This window comes from Streptomyces sp. Y1, from assembly GCF_041053115.1.
GTDB lineage: Bacteria > Actinomycetota > Actinomycetes > Streptomycetales > Streptomycetaceae > Kitasatospora > Kitasatospora rubellomurina.
In genome coordinates this window covers 3,806,938-3,823,668 of the sequence record NZ_CP163445.1, presented here as the reverse complement: position 1 = coordinate 3,823,668, position 16,731 = coordinate 3,806,938, and the positions used below count along the sequence as shown (strand labels likewise).

At 74.0% G+C, this 16,731-nt stretch carries 14 protein-coding genes; 5 read left to right on the top strand and 9 right to left on the bottom strand.

Annotated elements, in window-relative coordinates:
- Nucleotides 1-12 precede the first annotated feature (12 nt).
- The gene (locus tag AB2U05_RS16175; RefSeq protein ID WP_045697032.1) at nt 13-786 is read left to right on the top strand and encodes an RNA methyltransferase; all 774 of its coding nucleotides are present in this window, start codon (nt 13-15) and stop codon (nt 784-786) included.
- A gap of 32 nt (nt 787-818) precedes the next feature.
- Here AB2U05_RS16175 and AB2U05_RS16170 read toward each other — a convergent pair whose 3' ends face one another.
- From AB2U05_RS16170 to AB2U05_RS16150, 5 genes are all read right to left on the bottom strand, one after another.
- Nucleotides 819-2,168: a peptidoglycan-binding protein gene (locus AB2U05_RS16170; protein WP_369183562.1), complete on the bottom strand. Its 1,350-nt coding sequence runs from the start codon at nt 2,166-2,168 to the stop codon at nt 819-821.
- A gap of 216 nt (nt 2,169-2,384) precedes the next feature.
- Nucleotides 2,385-3,296: a pyridoxamine 5'-phosphate oxidase family protein gene (locus AB2U05_RS16165; RefSeq protein ID WP_369183561.1), complete on the bottom strand. Its 912-nt coding sequence runs from the start codon at nt 3,294-3,296 to the stop codon at nt 2,385-2,387.
- A 69-nt stretch (nt 3,297-3,365) separates the two neighbouring features.
- Complete coding sequence (locus AB2U05_RS16160) at nt 3,366-3,839, bottom strand: VOC family protein (RefSeq protein ID WP_045697026.1); 474 nt, start codon at nt 3,837-3,839, stop codon at nt 3,366-3,368.
- A gap of 183 nt (nt 3,840-4,022) precedes the next feature.
- Nucleotides 4,023-5,084 (bottom strand): XRE family transcriptional regulator, encoded by a 1,062-nt coding sequence (locus tag AB2U05_RS16155; protein WP_369183560.1) that lies wholly within the window; start codon nt 5,082-5,084, stop codon nt 4,023-4,025.
- A 297-nt stretch (nt 5,085-5,381) separates the two neighbouring features.
- The gene (locus AB2U05_RS16150; protein ID WP_045697023.1) at nt 5,382-7,535 is read right to left on the bottom strand and encodes a protease pro-enzyme activation domain-containing protein; all 2,154 of its coding nucleotides are present in this window, start codon (nt 7,533-7,535) and stop codon (nt 5,382-5,384) included.
- A 258-nt stretch (nt 7,536-7,793) separates the two neighbouring features.
- Here AB2U05_RS16150 and AB2U05_RS16145 point away from each other — a divergent pair, with 258 nt between their 5' ends.
- A complete protein-coding gene (locus AB2U05_RS16145; RefSeq protein ID WP_369183559.1) occupies nt 7,794-8,360 on the top strand; it encodes a CGNR zinc finger domain-containing protein in 567 nt (188 codons plus the stop codon).
- Nucleotides 8,361-8,476: 116 nt separating this feature from the next.
- On the opposite strand, the gene AB2U05_RS16140 is transcribed toward AB2U05_RS16145, so the two are convergent.
- The 3 genes from AB2U05_RS16140 to AB2U05_RS16130 form a co-directional block, all read right to left on the bottom strand.
- Nucleotides 8,477-9,973 (bottom strand): FAD-dependent monooxygenase, encoded by a 1,497-nt coding sequence (locus AB2U05_RS16140; RefSeq protein ID WP_369183558.1) that lies wholly within the window; start codon nt 9,971-9,973, stop codon nt 8,477-8,479.
- A gap of 149 nt (nt 9,974-10,122) precedes the next feature.
- Nucleotides 10,123-11,823, bottom strand: a complete 1,701-nt coding sequence (gene paaN / locus AB2U05_RS16135; RefSeq protein WP_045697017.1) for a phenylacetic acid degradation protein PaaN — start codon at nt 11,821-11,823, stop codon at nt 10,123-10,125.
- 182 nt (nt 11,824-12,005) lie between these two features.
- Nucleotides 12,006-13,274 (bottom strand): glycosyltransferase family 39 protein, encoded by a 1,269-nt coding sequence (locus AB2U05_RS16130; protein WP_244178793.1) that lies wholly within the window; start codon nt 13,272-13,274, stop codon nt 12,006-12,008.
- A gap of 116 nt (nt 13,275-13,390) precedes the next feature.
- Between AB2U05_RS16130 and AB2U05_RS16125 the strand changes: the two genes are divergently transcribed.
- On the top strand, nt 13,391-13,975 hold the full coding sequence (locus AB2U05_RS16125; RefSeq protein ID WP_045697015.1) for a TetR/AcrR family transcriptional regulator: 585 nt from the start codon (nt 13,391-13,393) through the stop codon (nt 13,973-13,975).
- Between the two features lie 9 nt (nt 13,976-13,984).
- Here the strand turns inward: AB2U05_RS16125 and AB2U05_RS16120 are convergent, their stop codons facing one another.
- A complete protein-coding gene (locus AB2U05_RS16120; protein ID WP_078859968.1) occupies nt 13,985-14,431 on the bottom strand; it encodes an Lrp/AsnC family transcriptional regulator in 447 nt (148 codons plus the stop codon).
- Nucleotides 14,432-14,594: 163 nt separating this feature from the next.
- Between AB2U05_RS16120 and pdhA the strand changes: the two genes are divergently transcribed.
- Both pdhA and AB2U05_RS16110 read left to right on the top strand, forming a co-directional pair.
- A complete protein-coding gene (pdhA, locus tag AB2U05_RS16115) occupies nt 14,595-15,734 on the top strand; it encodes a pyruvate dehydrogenase (acetyl-transferring) E1 component subunit alpha (RefSeq protein WP_045697084.1) in 1,140 nt (379 codons plus the stop codon).
- Nucleotides 15,734-16,729 (top strand): alpha-ketoacid dehydrogenase subunit beta, encoded by a 996-nt coding sequence (locus AB2U05_RS16110; RefSeq protein ID WP_045697012.1) that lies wholly within the window; start codon nt 15,734-15,736, stop codon nt 16,727-16,729. The genes pdhA and AB2U05_RS16110 overlap by 1 nt, the downstream gene beginning before the upstream one ends.
- The last annotated feature ends 2 nt before the right edge of the window (nt 16,730-16,731 follow it).

Here is a 16,731-nt window from a genome sequence, read left to right as displayed (position 1 = left end):
AGCATGATTGCCATGGACGACGAGGTGGAGCGGGCCTGGCGGGCGGCGGAGCGGGAGCCCGGGGTGGTGGTGCTGGACGGGTTCCACGCGCTGAAGCACGCGCTGCGGTTCGGCGGGGACGTGCGGCGGGTGCTGACCTCGGACCGGGCGGCGCTGGCGGCGCTGGCCGAGGAGCTGGCGGCGGACGTCGGGCCGGCGCTGGACGAGCTGGCGGTGGAACTGCCGGAGCCGGTGCTGCGCTCGCTGGTGCCGCGGCTGCATCCGACCGGGGTGATCGCGCAGGTGCGGCGGCCGTCCGCCGGTGCGAACCGGGAGGCGCTGGCGCGCCGGCCGCGGCGGGCGCCGGTGGTGCTGCTGGAGAACCCGCGGAACCTGGGCAACGTCGGGGCGGTGATCCGGCTGGCGGCCGGCTTCGGTGCGACCGGGGTGGTGACCACCGGCGAGCTGGACCCGTGGCACCCGACCGTGCTGCGCGGCAGCGCGGGCCTGCACTTCGCCACCGCCGTCGAGCGGCTGAGCCTGCCGGAGCTGCCGGACGGCCCGCTGTACGTGCTGGACCCGGAGGGCGCGGACATCCGGGAGGTGCCGTTCCCGGACGACGCGCTGCTGGCCTTCGGCACCGAGCGGCACGGCGTCTCGGCGGAGCTCCGGGCACGGGCGGACCAGCTGGTCGCGGTGCCGATGCGCCCGGGGGTGTCCAGCTTCAACCTGGCGACCAGCGTCGGGATGGGGCTGTTCCACTGGATGGCGGGGCGCCCGCCCGGCGCGGGGCCGGACGGGCGCTGAGGCGGAGCGGGGCAGCCGCGGAGCGGGGGCGGTCAGGAGAAGAGCCGGCGCCAGGTCTCCGGGCCCGGGTAGCCGTCGGCGTCCGCATTCGTCCAGCCCTGGGCCTGCTGGAAGGCCTGGACGTTGCGGCGGTCGCTCTCGCTCCACCGCGGGCCGGGGCCGACGCCGTACGCGCCGCCGTAGCCCTTGCGGACCAGCTGCTCGCCGAGCTGCCGGACGGAGTCGTTGTCCTGCCCGGGCCCGAAGGCCTCCCGGCCGGGGTAGGCGGGGGTGCCGGTGGCGGTGCCGGTGCCGGTGGCGGTGCCGGGCGGGGGCGGCGGGGGCGACGGGACGCCGGCGGCGTCGATGTCGCGGCCCTTGCCGTTGACCAGGTAGGCCCAGGTGTCCTTGCCGGGGATGCCGTCCGCCTCGGCGCCGCGCCAGCCCTGGGCGAGCTGGAAGGCCTGGGTCGCCCTGCGGTCGGCCTCGCCCCAGCGCGGGCCGGGGCCCTCGGAGTAGAAGCGGGCGCCGCCGCGCTGCACCAGCATCCGGCCGAGCCTGGTGACGTAGGCGTTGTTCGCGCCGGGGCCGAACTTGTCCGCGCCGGGGAAGGCGTCCGCGGAGGTGCCGCCGCCGTCGCTGCTGCCGCCGGACAGGCCGGTGTAGCGGTACGGGACGTAGCCGGCGGAGTTGTTCCAGTACGCGTACGGGGTGTCGCGCTTCTTGGTGCCGGGGGAGGTCTGCTCGTAGGCGAGGTAGCGGGTGCGGGAGGAGTCCGTCCAGCCGCCGAAGAGCGTGACGTGCGAGCCGGCCTGCGGGTTGGCCGGGTTGTTGTAGATCAGCACGTCGCCGGGCTGGAGGTCGTTCTTCCCGATCCGCTCGGCGAAGTCGGGCAGGGTCCAGGTGGTCTGGCTGCTGTCGAGGCCCCAGGCCATCGAGACGAAGCCGGAGCAGTCCTGGCGGTAGCCGTCCGACCAGTAGCGGCCCATGCTGTACGGCACCCGCTGGTCGACCCAGCTCTGTGCGCGCTGGATGATCTGCGCGCGGGTGACCGGGACGGCGGCGCCGCGGGCCTCCTGGTCCTCGCCGTACAGGCCGCTGACCTCGCCCTGCGGGGACGCCGGGGGCTGGGCGGTGCTGCTGCCGCCCGGGCCGGGGGTGGGGGCGGGCGCCGCGGCGGCGGATCCGGCGGCCGCGGTGCCGCCGGCTATCGCGGTGCCCACCGCGGCCACCAGGACGGCGGCCCGGCGGCGCAGGCTGCGGGCCGCCGCGTGGCCGCCCTCGTGGACGGGGGCGGCGTGCAGCCGGGCCAGGCGGCGGGCGCCGCAGCCGCCGCACGTGCAGTCCTCGCCCGGCTCGATCTCGTCGAACTCCGGCAGCGGGGACAGGTCGGTCAGGGTCATGCTCCGCCTCTTTCCTGCGGTCCTTCCTGGTCACGGCCTGACGGCGTGACAGGAGTGGCCTGCCCGGGCCGGCTCCGCGTGCCACCGGGACCAAAGTCCCAAAGCGGGCGGGGTGCGGCGCGGCGGATTGAGCCGGAGGGGTGACGACCAGTTGGCTCCCGGGCGTGGCGCGGGACCGGCGGAGCGGTTAGTGCCGGTACGGAGCTGTGCGCGGGGTCAGCGCGGGTTGGCCGGCGAGTACTCGGGATCGGTCCAGGTCAGCGGGGTGGCGTCGGCGAGCTCGACCACGCCGGTGACGGCGAGTTCGACCATCCGCTCGGCGCCCGGGGCGGCGCCGCGGGCCTCCTCGGACCAGTCGGTGCGGGCCTCGCCGGTGACCAGCAGCGCCCCGCCGGTCTCCCAGTCGGGCAGCAGCAGGCCGGCGCGCGGGTCCACCTCGAGGTTGCCGAGGGTCAGGAACATGCTGTTGCCCGGGTACTCCGGCCAGCGCAGCCGGTCCGGGGCGACGGCCTGGAGGAAGCCGGGCAGGCCGCCGCGGTGCGAGGCGTCGACGCTGCCGTCCGGGCCGGTGGTGGCGATGAAGAAGGTGTCCGCGGTGACGGCCGTCAGCTGCTGCGCGGTGGTCAGCGTGGTGCCGGCGGCGAGGGTGCGGGGCGGGCCGGCCTCCGGGCGGTCCAGCGGGGTGCGGCGCTGGATGTACTTCGGGCAGTTGGAGACCACCTCCTCGGCGGTGACCGCCAGCCCGCCCCGCCCGTCCGGCCGGGAGTGGCCGTTGAGCCGCATCCGGCGGCGGCCGGCCGCGTCCAGCGCGATGGTGCCGACCCGGGCCGGGCGGGTCAGCGCCTCGGCCAGCGGGTCGGCCTCGGCCGGGTGCGCGGCGACGGCCATCGTCCGTTCGTCCGGCGCCCGCAGGAAGCCGGCCGGGCCGGCCAGCTGGGTGGCCCAGATCCGGCCGTCCCGGTCGGCGGCGCCGAGGACCAGGGTGCGCCGCTCGGCCAGGAAGCGGGCGGCGACGGCCGGGATGGTGGCGCGGATGGCGCGGCCGGCGTGGTCGGCCCGCGCGGTGAGGCCGGCCCGGGTCTGGGCGGCCCGTTCACCGGAGTGGTAGGGCGTGCTGACGGTCGTCATGGTGTGCTCCCCCGTGGCTCGCCTCGATGGCCGACGGATGTCGTGGTCCGGCCGTGGTCCAGCCGCGGTCTAGAAGAAGCCGCAGGTCGGGGCGTCGGCGGTGGGGGCGGCGGCGCCCGTCGCGTCCACGCCGGTGCGGGTGTAGATCTCCAGCCGGATGCCGTCCGGGTCGGTGAAGAAGATGCCGCCGGAGGCGGAGCCCTCGCCGTGCGGGACGACGCCGTCGTAGGCGAACTCGGCGCCCAGCTCGCGCAGCAGGGCCTCGGTGGCGCGGACCTCGTCGAGGCTCTCGACCTCGAAGGAGAGGTGGTGCAGGCCGGGGGTGGCGGTGGAGAAGGTGCCCTCGCTCTGCTGCCAGAGCGTGACGACCAGGCGGCCGTCGCGGCCGAGGAGGGCGAAGCGGCGGTCGGCCTCGGTGCCCTCGTGGGCGATGTCGAGGCCGAGGACGGCGCGGTAGAAGTCGATCGAGCGGGCCAGGTCGGTGACGTTCAGGCCGACGTGGCCGGTCTGCAGGGTGCGGAGCTTGGTGACGGTGGCGGACATGCCTGATCACTCCTGGAGGGCGGTGGCTCCGGCGGCGACTGCCTAACCGGTATGAATGAGAGTAGGGGTTAGGTGATGAGGCGTCAACCGGTATGAGTGCGTGAAGGGGTTAGGTGTCCGGGGCAGAAGGAAGCCCCGCCGGGCACGGGGCCGGGCGGGGCTGACGGGGTGGGGCCGGAGGGGCTAGGACCACTCCCAGCGGATGCCGATGTGGCCCGGCTGCTGGTCCGGGGCCAGGACGTGGGCGCTGGCGGAGGCGCCGATCCACAGCTGCTCGCGGCGGTGGTCGACGTCGGCGCCCGGCTCGCGGTCGTACCGCTCGCAGTGCGCCGGGACGGACGCCGGGTCGAAGTGCACCTGCAGCACGTACTCGCGCACCGGGGTGGCGAAGCGGCGGCTGTACTCCAGGGTCGGGCCGCCGGGCGGGATCTCCACCTCGTACTCGAAGACCGTGCTGTCGCCGAGCCCCAGCGGGCGGTCCAGCATCAGCTCGGCGACGGTCAGCCCCTCCTCGGGGCGGCGGCGGACCCGGCCGAGCCGGCCGTGCCGGACCGAGGTGATCTCCGGGCAGCCGGTGGCCTCCTCGTCGGCCTTGTGCACGACCAGGCAGCGGCCGACGCCGCCGACCGTGGCGCGCACCACCTGGCGCATCCGCAGCAGGTTGCCGCGCCGCTCGGCGTCCACGTAGTAGGAGTCGTGGATGCTCAGGCGCTCCAGCTCGCCGGCCGGCGGGGCGTCCAGCTCGGCGAAGATCGAGGCGAGCTCCTGCTCCCCCGGCCAGACGTCCTCCAGCCCGAGGTGGCAGGTGTTGGCGGCGGCGGCCCAGCGGCCGCGCGGGCGCGGCGGGCCGAGCAGCGCGGAGAGCGCGCTGTGCGGCAGGCCGAGCAGTTCCTCCAGCAGGTGGACGGCGCGCAGTGAGCTGGCCCGTTCGGGCTGGCTGCGGCCGCGCCGCCAGTAACTCAGCGTCGTGACGCTGACCCTGACGCCGCGTTGGGCGAGGGCCGCGCGGATCCGGTCCAGGCTGAGGCCGCTGGCCTCGATGGCCAGGTGCAGGGTGTCCGCGAAGCCGCCGGCCGGCGCGGGCCGTCCGGGCGCGGGCGCCGGGACGGGCGCCGGCCCGGGTGTCGGGGCGGGTGCCCGGTCGGCCGCCGGGGCCGGCTGGGCGGGCGCGGACGGGCCGGGGCGCTCCGGGTGCGAACCGACCAGCCGGAGCCGCGCGGAATCCTGAGGCTGCTGTGCGGCCATGCGGTGACCCTCCCCACCAACTGAGCTCGGTCGGACCGGGCCGACGCCGGGTCGCGTCGCCGGCGGCTTCACCGAGGTTTGGGGAACCCTATGCACGGTCGAGAGGCTACGTCATCAGTCGTGCGTATGACAGTGGTCACGACAGGTGAACCGCACAGTTAGCGATCTTGAAACAGTCCGGAAACACGGCGGGAACCCGGCCGGCGCGGAGCGGAACGGACACCGCCGGGGCGGGCCCTGTGGCTCCGCCCCGGCGGGGGTCTCGGTGGTGCTGCGGCCGGCGCTACCGGCCCGTGGTCACTTGACGTTCAGCGCGACGTCGTCGATCACGAAGCTGGTCTGCTGCGAGCTGTCCTCGGTGCCGGTGAACTTGAGGGTCACGGTCTGGCCGGCGAAGGAGGTCAGGTCCACCGTCTGCTGGACGTAGCCGGCGGCCGCGTTCACGTTCGACCAGGTCTTCAGCGTGGTGCTGTTGGCCTGCAGGGTCAGCTTGTCGTACGCGGTGCTGCCGGTCTCGGCGGTGTCGATGTGCAGCCAGAAGGTGAGGGTGGCGGAGGCGCAGCCGGTCGGGACCGTGACGGTCTGCGACAGGGTGTCGGTGTGGGCGCTGCCGTAACCGTTCAGCCAGGCCTTCCAGCTGCCCGAGTGGGCCGCCTGGGAGGAGCTGTTGTCGACGACGCCGGAGGAGGCCGTCCACGGCGAGGCGGTGCCGGTCTCGAAGCCGCCGTTGTTGATCAGCTGGGTGGCGGTGCAGCCGCCGCCCGGGTTCGGCGGGGTGGTGCTGCCGCCGAGCAGGGCGGTGGTCAGGGCGTCGGCGACCGGGGAGCCCCAGCCGGTGACCTGGTCGTAGCCGGTCTTCGCGGGGAAGTCCTGGTTCGAGCCGGAGGTCACGTCGTGGAACGTGCTGCCGTAGCTGGTGCTGTTGGCGACCGAGTACAGGCGCGGGCTCGCCTCGCCGAGGACCGGCTGCCCGGCGGCCTTGGCCTTCTGGTTGAACTGGGCGGCGTAGCCGGACCACAGCGGGGCGGCCGCGCTGGTGCCGCCGTAGACCTGCCAGCCACCGGCGGTGTAGATCGAGAAGCCGCTCGCCGGGTCGGCGTTGGAGGCGACGTCCGGGACGGTGCGCATGGTGCCGCTGACGCCGGTGCCGGTCTGCCAGGACGGCTTGCTGAACACGGTGGAGACGCCGCCGCCGGCGGTGCTCCAGGCGCTCTCCGAGGAGTAGCCGTTGCCGCTGGTGACCTTGAGGTTGGTGCCGCCGACACCGGTCTGGTGCGGGCTGGACGCCGGGAAGTCGACGGCCTTGACGGTCGAGCCGCTGGTCGAGCGGGTGCAGTCGCGGGAGCCGTCGTCGCCGGAGGCGGAGAAGATCGAGATGCCCTGGGCGGCGGCCTGCTTGAAGGCGTTGTCCACGGCCGTCATCGAGGCGGCGGTGGTGTCGGGCTCGCAGGAGCCCCAGGAGATCGAGATGACCGAGGCCTTGTTGTCGGCCACGATCTTGTTGGCCATGTCGATCTCGCCCTGGTCGCTGTTCGGGGCCTCGTAGACCAGCTGGGTGGCCTTGGGCGCCGCGCCGCGGACGATCTCGCTGTCCAGCTCCACCTCGCCCTGGCCCTGGCCGGGGGCGGAGTCGTAGCTGGCGCCGTCCACCGAGACGGTGCTGACGGCCGGGCCGGTCAGGCCGAACTGCGAGTCGTAGGTGGTCAGGTTGGACGACTGGTAGCCGTCGAACTCCCACAGGGCGACGGTCACGCCGGTGCCGTCCGCGCCGGTCTTGTTCAGGTTGTAGGCGCCGGTGTACTGGGCCGGGCTCATGCCGCTCGGGCTGGCGGTGGCGGCGTTCGGGGTGATCGCGCTCGGCTTGGCGATGCGGTTCTTGCGGACCGCGTGGTTGTCCAGGCCGCTGACGCCCTGGATCACCGAGGCCAGCTCGGCCGGGATCGAGGCGGCGGCGTCGTTGGCGAAGAAGGTGCGCTGCAGCTGCGGGTCCACGTAGGCGCTCTCGTGGGTCCCGAAGGCCTGCGAGACCTGGGCGGTGGTGCCGTGGGCGCTGACGACCTGGCGGTTGGCGCTGACCTCGGTGACGGTGAGGCCCTGGGCGGCCAGGTAGGCCTTGACCTGGGCGACGTCCTGCTGGGTCGGGCCGAAGCGCTCGGTGAACTGCTCCGGCGTCAGGAACTTGCCGTACTCGGGGGAGCCGGGCGTGGTGACCGCGCCGAGGAAGCGGTCGAGCTCGGCGGCGTTGCGCAGCTTGAGGCTGACGGCGACCGAGATCTGCTGCTCGGCCGGGACGTCACCCTTCTTCTCCGAGTGGGCCACCGCCGGGTTCACGGTGTTCGTCAGGGCGACGCGGGGAGCGGGCGCGGCCTGCGCGGTGGAGACGCCGAGCGAGACGGCGGTCAGCGGCAGGACGGCTATCGCCGCGGCGAGGGCGAGAGAACGGGGGCGCAACGGATCTCCTCCTCCAGCCGGCTGTGGGGGCCGGCAAGGGGCCAGGCGTTCCGGGGTCGTGAACGCTGGCTAGAACATGTCAGAACCGGTGTGCGAGGTGGCCCATGATCAAGCAATTCGTTGCTAAAAAACAGTCAAGTGTGGATGCCGCGAAATGCCGGTCGTTCATACAGTGAATGGCTGGAATTCTCGGGACGGTCCATACCAATTCACCGGCGGGGGCGCGGCCGTAGAATCGGCTCGAACCGAGGGAGAAGGATGACTGACGTGACGCCGGACCCGAGGGATCCCCGGCCGCTGATCGGCGAACCGCTCGCGCTCGACCTGCTCAACACCCGCTGGGCCGGCCTGCCCGTCAACGACCTGCTGGACGGCGTCGAAGGCTACGGCATCTGGATCTCCTCGGCCGGGCTCGGGGGGCGCTGCACGGCCGACGAGGCCGGGCTGGCGGCGATCCGGCAGGCCCGTGAGGCGATCGACCGCGCCGCCCAGGACGCCCGTGAGCAGGGCGAGTTGGGGTCGGCGGCGCGGGACGGGCTGGACGCGGTGCTGGCCCACGGCCGGATCCGGCGGTCGGCCGGGCCGGGCGGGGCCGAGGAGCGGATCGAGGTCGACGGGCCGCAGTGGCTGGCGCCCTGGCTGGCGGCGGACGACTTCCTGGCGCTGCTCGGGCAGGGCGCGAACCGGGTGAAGCAGTGCGCGCACGAGGCGTGCATTCTGCATTTCTTCGACGCCTCGCAGAACGGGCGGCGCCGCTGGTGCCGGATGGCGGTGTGCGGGAATCGGGCGAAGGCCGCCCGGCACTACGTGAAGGCGCGGGGTTAACCGACGACCGGATCCGGTCGGTGGGTCTCCTGCGTCGCGCACGAACCCTCCGCGCCCGGGCGGACGCGGAGGGTGAGGACGGAGCGTGCGGGCGGTGGGAGCGGCCGGACGGCCCGTCAGGCGGTGGCGGGGGCGCCGAGCCAGCCGGTGAGGGCGGTGCGGAGCTCGTTCTGACCGGGGTCGACGCCGGCCCAGGCGACGTAGCCGTCCGGGCGGATCAGCAGGACGGTGTCGCGCAGCTTGCCGTGCGGATCGGCCGGCGCGGCGAACACCAGGCGGTCCGCCCAGGGCGCGGTGGCGGCCAGCTCGTCATTGCTGACCAGCACGAACTTCCCGGCGCGCAGCGCCTCGTAGAGCCGCTCGGGGGCGGCGGGGGCGTCCTCGGCGGGGCGGCTCAGCGCGGTCAGCCGCAGGTCGGGGACGCGCTTGCCGGTCTGCGGGTGGGTGTCCTTGGGCGCCGGGTAGGAGATGCCGATCCCGGAGACCATCCGGGCGCCGCGCTCGGCGACCGGGTCGAGGTGGCTGCTGATCGCGCCGAGCGCGCCGCGCAGGGCGCGGGTGGGGACGGATTCGGCGAGGGCGAGCCGGATCAGCGCGCCGGAGCTGCGCAGGACCATCCGCCCGACCGGGTGCCGCTCGGTCTGGTAGGTGTCGAGCAGCGCGTCGGTGGCCCGGCCCCGGAGGACGGCGGCGAGCTTCCAGGAGAGGTTGGCGGCGTCCTGGAGGCCGGTGTTCATGCCCTGGCCGCCGGCCGGGGAGTGGCAGTGCGCGGCGTCGCCGGCGAGGAAGACCCGGCCGGAGCGGTAGTTGGGCACCTGGCGCTCGTCGCTGTGGAAGGTGGACGTCCAGCGGGCGTCGTGCAGGCCGTAGTCCTCGCCGATGGCGGCCGTGGCGATGGCGGAGATCTGCTCGATCGAGGGGGCGGTGCCGTCCGGCACCTTGTGGTGGCGGTCCCAGGCGATGACCCGGTACCAGCCGTCGCCGAAGGGGGCCAGGAAGGCGAAGCCGGACTCGTTGGCGCCCACGGTGATGGTGCCCTCGGGCTCGCGCTCCAGCCGGACGTCGGCGAGCAGCACCGAGTCGACCACCGACTCGCCGGGGAACGGGAGGCCGAGCAGGTCGCGGACGGTGGAGTGGACGCCGTCGGTGCCGACCGCGTACCGGGCGCGGTACGCGGCGCCGCCGGCCGTCTCCAGGGTGACGCCGTCCGCGTCCTGGCGCAGGCCGGTGACCTCGGTGCCGCGCAGGATCGTCGCGCCGGCCTTCTCCGCGCGCTCGTGCAGCAGCCGTTCGACGTTGTACTGCGGGGTGATCAGGACGAAGGGGAAGCGGGTCGGCAGCCGGTGGAGCTCGACCGCGAGGCGGTCGAACATCCTGAGCTCGGAGAGCGGGCGGCCGGTGGCGATGAGGTCCTCGGCGAGGCCGCGGGCGTCCAGCATCTCCAGGCTGCGGGCGTGCACGGCGAAGGCCCGGGTGAGGTTGGACTCGGTGGCGCGCTTCTCCAGGAGGGTGACGCCGATCCCGGCGGCGGCGAGGTCGCCGGCCAGCAGCAGGCCGGCCGGCCCGGCACCGACGACCAGGACGTCGGTTTCGATCGTCGGATTCTCGGCCATCTGTCAGCTCCCGTGGTTCTGAGGGTGGTTGGACGCCGCCCCGCGCGGCGTTCTCCCAGCCTCCATCATCGCGGGCGCGGTCGGGGCTGTGAACCACCGGGGCCCCGGCGGTCGGTGTGACCGCCGGGGCCCCGGGCGCCGGGCCCGCCCTACTGGGGGCGGCGGATCTGCACCGTGCGGAACCGGTTGGCGACGAACGCGCCGTCGCAGTAGGCCGCGTTGGCGGCCGGGTTGGCGCCGGTGCCGTGCAGGTCGGAGAAGGCGGCGGTCTGGTTGGGGTAGACGCCGCCGGTGAGGTTGAGCGAGAGCGAGACGCCCGCGTCCAGCGCGGCCTCGACCAGCAGGCCCTCCACCTCGGGCGAGGTGGTGTAGCCGGTGGCCGTCATGGCGCCCTTGTCGCGGACCGTGGTGCGCAGCAACTCGACGGCGGCGGGGGTGGATTCGACGGCGATCGCGAAGGTCACCGGGCCGAAGCACTCGGTGCGGAAGACCGCCCGGTCGTCCGGCTTGTCGGCGTCGAGCTTGACCAGCGCGGGGGTGCGCACGGTCGCGCCGGGGAACTCCGGCGAGGTCACCGTGCGCGGGGCGAGCGCGAGTTCGCCGTACTCGCCGCTCGCCGCGGCGGCCGAGCGCTGCAGCACGCCGGGGTTGACCACGGCGCCGAGGATGCCGGCGGCGCGGGCGTCGTCGGAGAGCAGGCCCGTGATGGCGGCGCCGAGGTCGGCGACGACCTCGTCGAAGGACTTGTCGCCCTGCTCGGTGGCGATGCCGCCGCGCGGGATCAGCAGGTTCTGCGGGGTGGTGCACATCTGGCCGCTGTAGAGGGAGAGCGCGAAGGCCAGGTTGCCGAGCATGCCCCGGTAGTCGTCGGTGGAGTCGATCACCACCGCGTTGACGCCGGCCTTCTCCGTGTAGACCTGGGCCTGCCGGGCGTGCTCCTCCAGCCAGTCGCCGAAGGCGGTGGAGCCGGTGTAGTCGATCATCTTGATCTCGGGCCGGACGGCCAGGGCCTGGGCGACGGTGCCGCCCTCGTGCTCGGCGGCCAGGCAGACCAGGTTGGGGTCGAAGCCGGCCTCGGTGAGCACCTCGCGGGCGATCGCGACGGTCAGCGCCAGCGGCAGGACGGCCCGGGGGTGCGGCTTGACCAGCACCGGGTTGCCGGTGGCCAGCGAGGCGAACAGGCCGGGGAAGCCGTTCCAGGTCGGGAAGGTGTTGCAGCCGATCAGCAGCGCGAGGCCGCGCGGGACGACGGTGAACTCCTTGCTCAGCACCAGCGGGTCGCGCTTGCCCTGCGGCTTCGTCCAGTCGGCCCGCTTCGGCAGCCGGGTCTGCTCGGCGTACGCGTAGGTGACGGCCTCCAGCCCGCGGTCCTGGGCGTGCGGGCCGCCGGCCTGGAAGGCCATGCCGTAGGCCTGGCCGGTGGTGTGCATGACGGCCTGGGCGAACTCGTGGGAGCGGGCGTTGATCCGGTGCAGGATCTCCAGGCAGACGGCGGCGCGCTCCAGCGGGGAGGCGGCGGCCCAGCCGGGCTGCGCGGCGCGCATCGCGGCGATCAGCTCGTCCGGCCCGGCGTGCGGGTAGGTGATGCCCAGCTCGATGCCGTACGGGGAGGCCTCGCCGCCGACCTGGTCGCCGTCGGTGGGGTGGCCCGGCAGGGCGAAGGGCTTGCCGAGCACGGCGTCGAAGGCGGCCTTGCCGTCGGCCGGGCCGCTCTCGCCGTAGGCCTTCGGGAACTCGGGGTACGGGGACCAGTAGTCGCGCTTGGCGGCCGCGTCGAGCGCGGCGTCCAGGGTGGCCTGGTGGCGTTCGACCAGCTCGGCGACGAGGGGGTGGGTGACCGCTGCGGACATCTGTGCGCTCCTCAGAGGGGAGGACGGGACACCTCACAGAGTAACCGAACGATCGGTCGGCGAAAGGGGGTGTGGCGATCCCGATCCGATGCGCGCGGGACGGGCGCGGGGCGGGCGCGGGGCGGAAGCACGCGGGGGCGCGTCCCGTACGGACGCGCCCCCGGTTCGGGTCCGTGCGCGGTCTACGGCACGCCGAGCTCGAAGATCACGTACCCGGCGTACCAGCCGGAGGCGATCGCGCCGCTGCCCAGCACCGTCGCCAGCACCGGCCAGCTCAGCTTGCGCATCCCGATCGCGAGCGGGACGAACAGCGGGAACGCCGGCAGCAGGTAGCGCGAGACGTTGCCGAAGATGCCGAGGCTGCCCAGCACCGAGACGATCGTCGCCAGCGTGTAGGCGACCAGCACCAGCGGCGGGCGCAGCCGGATCAGCAGCACGATCAGCATCGGCAGGGTGAACACGATCAGGGTGGCCAGCAGGTCCGGCACCGCGAACGCGAACGGGTAGTCGCCGCGGCCCAGCAGCACGCCGCGGATCGCGTGCCAGGTGCCCTCGCCCCAGTCGAAGTAGTGCAGCCAGGCGTCGTGCTGCAGCCGGAAGTAGCCGCCCCACTCGCCCGTCCGCCAGCCCACCCAGGCGACGTAGCCGAGCAGGCCGAGCGGGGCCAGCAGCATCGCCGCCAGCGGGCGCAGCACGCCGCTCTCCCGCCGCCACAGCTCGACCAGCGCGGCCAGGCCCACCGCGCCGATCAGCGCCGCGGCGGTCGGCCGGTTCAGCCCGGCGACCAGGGTGACGGCCCCGGCGGCGATCCACCGCTTGGTCATCGTGAGGTAGCAGGCCCAGGCGGCCAGCGCGACGAAGGTGGAGTCCGAGTAGACCGCCCACTCGGCGCCCGAGCCCGGTGCGATCGCCCAGATCCCGGCCGCGATCACGCCCGCCCGGGCGTCCCCGGACAGCTTCTCCACCACGGCGAAGATCCCGGCCGCGGCGAACAGCGAGGCCACCACCGACACCAGCATCCCGGCGCCGTACAGGCCGAGGCCGGTGACCTCCGAGGTCATCCGCATCAGGCCGGGGTAGAGCGGGAAGAAGGCCGCCGAGTTCTGCTCGACCATGAACCCGCCGGTGGCGCCCGGGATCGGGACCAGGGCCGGGTGGTAGCCGAACTGCGCCACCTGCTGGTACCACCAGCCGTCCCAGCTGGCCAGCACGTCCCAGGGGTTGGCGCCGCCGCCGAACCGGGCCGGCTTCTTGGCGTAGTCGCCGGCGAAGGAGAGCAGCTTCATGAAGACGGTGAAGCCGACCAGTTTGAGCAGCGTGTAGCACCACACGGCCGGGCCGAACCGGATCACCAGCGCTCGGGCGCGCGCCTGCCAGCCGCCGGAGACGCCGTCCGGCGCCCCGCTGCGCTGCTCGGGCACGTCGGAGGCGACTGCCGGTATTGCGTTCATCAGCCGTGGCTCCAGCCGCTGGACGTGGACGATCGTCCGGCGATTCTAGGGCCTGTCCCGCGGATCGGACGGGGCCCGATCGCGTCCCGGTCGGGGCGGCCGGGGATACTCGGAGGATGGCCGATCACACCACGCGCACCGCCTACACCGTGGAGTCACTGCTCGCGGTGACCGTCGACGTGTTCAACGAGCGCGGTTACGACGGGACCTCGATGGAGGACCTGTCCCGGGCGGCCGGGATCTCCAAGTCGTCGATCTACCACCACGTGCGCGGCAAGGAGGAGCTGCTGCGGCTGGCGGTCGGGCGGGCGCTGGACGCCCTGTTCGCGATCCTGGCCGAGCCGGGCGCGGTCGAGGGCCCGGCGGTGGAGCGGCTGGAGCACGTGGTGCGGCGCACCGCCGAGGTGCTGCTGGCGGAGCTGCCGTACGTGACGCTGCTGCTGCGGGTGCGCGGCAACACGGCCACCGAGCTGTGGGCGCTGGAGCGGCGGCGGGAGTTCGACCACCAGGTGGCCGCGCTGGTGCGGGCGGCCGTCGCGGACGGGGCGTTGCGCTCGGACGTGGAGCCGCGGCTGGCCACCCGGCTGCTGTTCGGGATGATCAACTCGATCGTGGAGTGGTACCGCCCGGGCCTGAAGGCGACGGACGGCGTGCCGGACGCGGTGGTGCACCTGGCCTTCGACGGGCTGCGGGCGCGCTGACCGGGGCGCTCAGTCCGGCGGCACCTGGTCGGTCTCCTCGAACACCAGCATGGTTCGTGTGCCGAGCACCTGCGGGATGGACTGGATGCGGTTGAGCACCAGCTCCCGCAGCGCGTGGTTGTCGGCGGTGTGCACCAGCAGCAGGACGTCGAAGTCCCCGCCGACCAGGGCGATGTGCGCCACCCCGGGCAGCTCCAGCAGCTGCTCGCGCACCGTCCGCCAGGAGTTCTGGACGATCTTCAGGGTGATGTACGCGGACGCGCCCTGACCGGCCCGTTCGTGGTCCACCCTGGCGGTGAAGCCGCGGATGACGCCGTCCTCGACCATCCTGGAGATCCGGGCGTAGGCGTTCGCCCGGGACACGTGCACCCGCTCGGCCACCGAGCGGATGGAGGCGCGACCGTCCTGCTGCAGCAGCCGCAGGATCGACCGGTCGACCCGATCGAGTCTGGACATCTGTTCAGCCGACATGACCCCCCACCCTCACCGTTTGGACGTACTGCCACCAGTCGACCGCCGCTCAGGCCGAATGTCCACCACCTTGTCACGCTTCTGGTCAAGATGAACAGACGACCGAACAATCGGTAGGGAGCCCCCGCCACCCATGGAGGTGCCCGAGATGACCGTTCTCGACCACAGACACCAGACGGGCGTGCCCGGCTGGCTGCCCGGGGCGACCGCCCCGCGCACCGACCCGGCCCCCTTCCTCCCGGACGACTCCCCCGTCCGCGTGCTCGGCACCCCCGCGCTGGAGAAGCACGACCCGGCCCTGCTCCGCGAGCTGTACCGCCGCCTGGTGGTCGGCCGCCGCTACAACCAGCAGGCCACCACCCTGACCAAGCAGGGCCGCCTCGCCGTCTACCCGGCCTCCACCGGCCAGGAGGCCTGCCAGGTCGCCGCCGCGCTGGTGCTCGACGAGCAGGACTGGCTGTTCCCCAGCTACCGCGACACCCTCGCGGTGGTCTCCCGGGGCGTCGACCCGCTGGAAGCGCTCACCCTGCTGCGCGGCAACGCCCACACCGGCTACGACCCGCGCGCCACCCGCACCGCCCCGCTCTGCACCCCGCTCGCCACCCAGGCCCCGCACGCGGTCGGCCTGGCGCACGCCGCCCGGCTGGGCGGCGACCCGGTGGTCGCGCTGGCCATGCTCGGCGACGGCGGCACCAGCGAGGGCGACTTCCACGAGGCGCTGAACTTCGCCGCCGTGCTGCGGGCCCCGGTGGTCTTCCTGGTGCAGAACAACGGCTACGCGATCTCCGTCCCGCTCACCGCGCAGTCCGCCGCGCCGACCCTGGCGCACAAGGCGGTCGGCTACGGCATGCCGGGCCGGCTGGTGGACGGCAACGACGCGCCGGCCGTGCACTCCGTGCTCACCGAGGCCGTCGAGCGGGCCCGCAGCGGCGGCGGCCCCACCCTGGTCGAGGCGCTGACCTACCGGGTCGAGGCGCACACCAACGCCGACGACGCCACCCGCTACCGCACCGAGCCCGAGGTGGCCGCCTGGCAGGACCACGACCCGATCCTGCAGATGGAGCGGGCGCTGCGCGGACTCGGCATCCTCGACGACGAGCTGGTCCGGCTCGCGGCGGACGAGGCGGAGGCGCTGGCGGCCCGGATGCGGGCCGAGTTCCACGCCGACCCGGAGCTCGACCCGATGGCGCTGTTCGCCCACGTCTACGCCGAGCCGACCCCCCAACTGCGCGAGCAAGCCGCCCAGTTGTCCGCCGAGCTGGCCGCCGAGGCCGAGGTGCAGCACTGATGTCGACCGCTGTTTCTTCCCGTACCGCCTCCATGGCGCAGGCGCTCAACTCCGCGCTGCGGGACGCCATGCGCGAGGACCCGGCGGTACACGTGCTCGGCGAGGACGTCGGCGCGCTCGGCGGCGTCTTCCGGATCACCGACGGGCTGACCGCCGAGTTCGGCCCGGACCGCTGCCTGGACACCCCGCTCGCCGAGGCCGGCATCCTCGGCACCGCGATCGGCATGGCGATGTACGGGCTGCGCCCGGTCGTCGAGATGCAGTTCGACGCCTTCGCCTACCCGGCGCTGGAGCAGCTGTTCTCGCACGTCGCCAAGATGCGCAACCGCACCGCCGGCCGCCTCCCGCTGCCGATCACCGTCCGCGTCCCGTACGGCGGCGGCATCGGCGGCGTCGAGCACCACAGCGACGCCTCCGAGGCGTACTACACCAGCACCCCCGGCCTGCACGTGGTCACCCCCGGCACCGTCGCCGACGCGTACGGGCTGCTGCGCGCCTCGATCGCCTCCGACGACCCGGTGGTCTTCCTGGAGCCCAAGCGGCTCTACTGGGGCAAGGCCGAGTTCGACCCGGCGGCGCCGGTCGAGCCGATCGGCAGGGCCGTGCTGCGGCGCACCGGCACCTCGGCGGTGCTCATCACCTACGGCCCCTCGCTGCCGGTCTGCCTGGAGGCGGCCGAGGCGGCGAAGGCCGAGGGCTGGGACCTCGCGGTGCTGGACCTGCGCACGCTCGTCCCGTTCGACGACGAGACCGTCACCCGGGTGGTGCGCTCGCTCGGCCGGGCCGTGGTCGTGCACGAGGCCAGCGGCTTCGGCGGCACCGGCGCGGAGATCGCCGCCCGGGTCACCGAGCGCTGCTTCCACCACCTGGCCGCGCCCGTGCTGCGGGTCACCGGCTTCGACATCCCGTACCCGCCGCCGATGCTGGAGCACCACCACCTGCCCGGGGTGGACCGGATCCTGGACGCGGTCGCCCGGCTGCAGTGGGAGGACTGAGC

Excerpts from the sequence above, each read along its gene's own strand:
- pdhA (WP_045697084.1), top strand. The coding sequence starts at position 14,595 with ATGACCGTTCTCGACCACAGACACCAGACGGGCGTGCCCGGCTGGCTG.
- AB2U05_RS16145 (WP_369183559.1), top strand. The coding sequence starts at position 7,794 with ATGACTGACGTGACGCCGGACCCGAGGGATCCCCGGCCGCTGATCGGC.
- AB2U05_RS16125 (WP_045697015.1), top strand. The coding sequence starts at position 13,391 with ATGGCCGATCACACCACGCGCACCGCCTACACCGTGGAGTCACTGCTC.
- AB2U05_RS16120 (WP_078859968.1), bottom strand. The coding sequence starts at position 14,431 with ATGTCCAGACTCGATCGGGTCGACCGGTCGATCCTGCGGCTGCTGCAG.
- AB2U05_RS16130 (WP_244178793.1), bottom strand. The coding sequence starts at position 13,274 with ATGAACGCAATACCGGCAGTCGCCTCCGACGTGCCCGAGCAGCGCAGC.
- AB2U05_RS16110 (WP_045697012.1), top strand. The coding sequence starts at position 15,734 with ATGTCGACCGCTGTTTCTTCCCGTACCGCCTCCATGGCGCAGGCGCTC.
- AB2U05_RS16140 (WP_369183558.1), bottom strand. The coding sequence starts at position 9,973 with ATGGCCGAGAATCCGACGATCGAAACCGACGTCCTGGTCGTCGGTGCC.
- AB2U05_RS16175 (WP_045697032.1), top strand. The coding sequence starts at position 13 with ATGGACGACGAGGTGGAGCGGGCCTGGCGGGCGGCGGAGCGGGAGCCC.
- paaN (WP_045697017.1), bottom strand. The coding sequence starts at position 11,823 with ATGTCCGCAGCGGTCACCCACCCCCTCGTCGCCGAGCTGGTCGAACGC.
- AB2U05_RS16170 (WP_369183562.1), bottom strand. The coding sequence starts at position 2,168 with ATGACCCTGACCGACCTGTCCCCGCTGCCGGAGTTCGACGAGATCGAG.
- AB2U05_RS16155 (WP_369183560.1), bottom strand. The coding sequence starts at position 5,084 with ATGGCCGCACAGCAGCCTCAGGATTCCGCGCGGCTCCGGCTGGTCGGT.
- AB2U05_RS16165 (WP_369183561.1), bottom strand. The coding sequence starts at position 3,296 with ATGACGACCGTCAGCACGCCCTACCACTCCGGTGAACGGGCCGCCCAG.
- AB2U05_RS16160 (WP_045697026.1), bottom strand. The coding sequence starts at position 3,839 with ATGTCCGCCACCGTCACCAAGCTCCGCACCCTGCAGACCGGCCACGTC.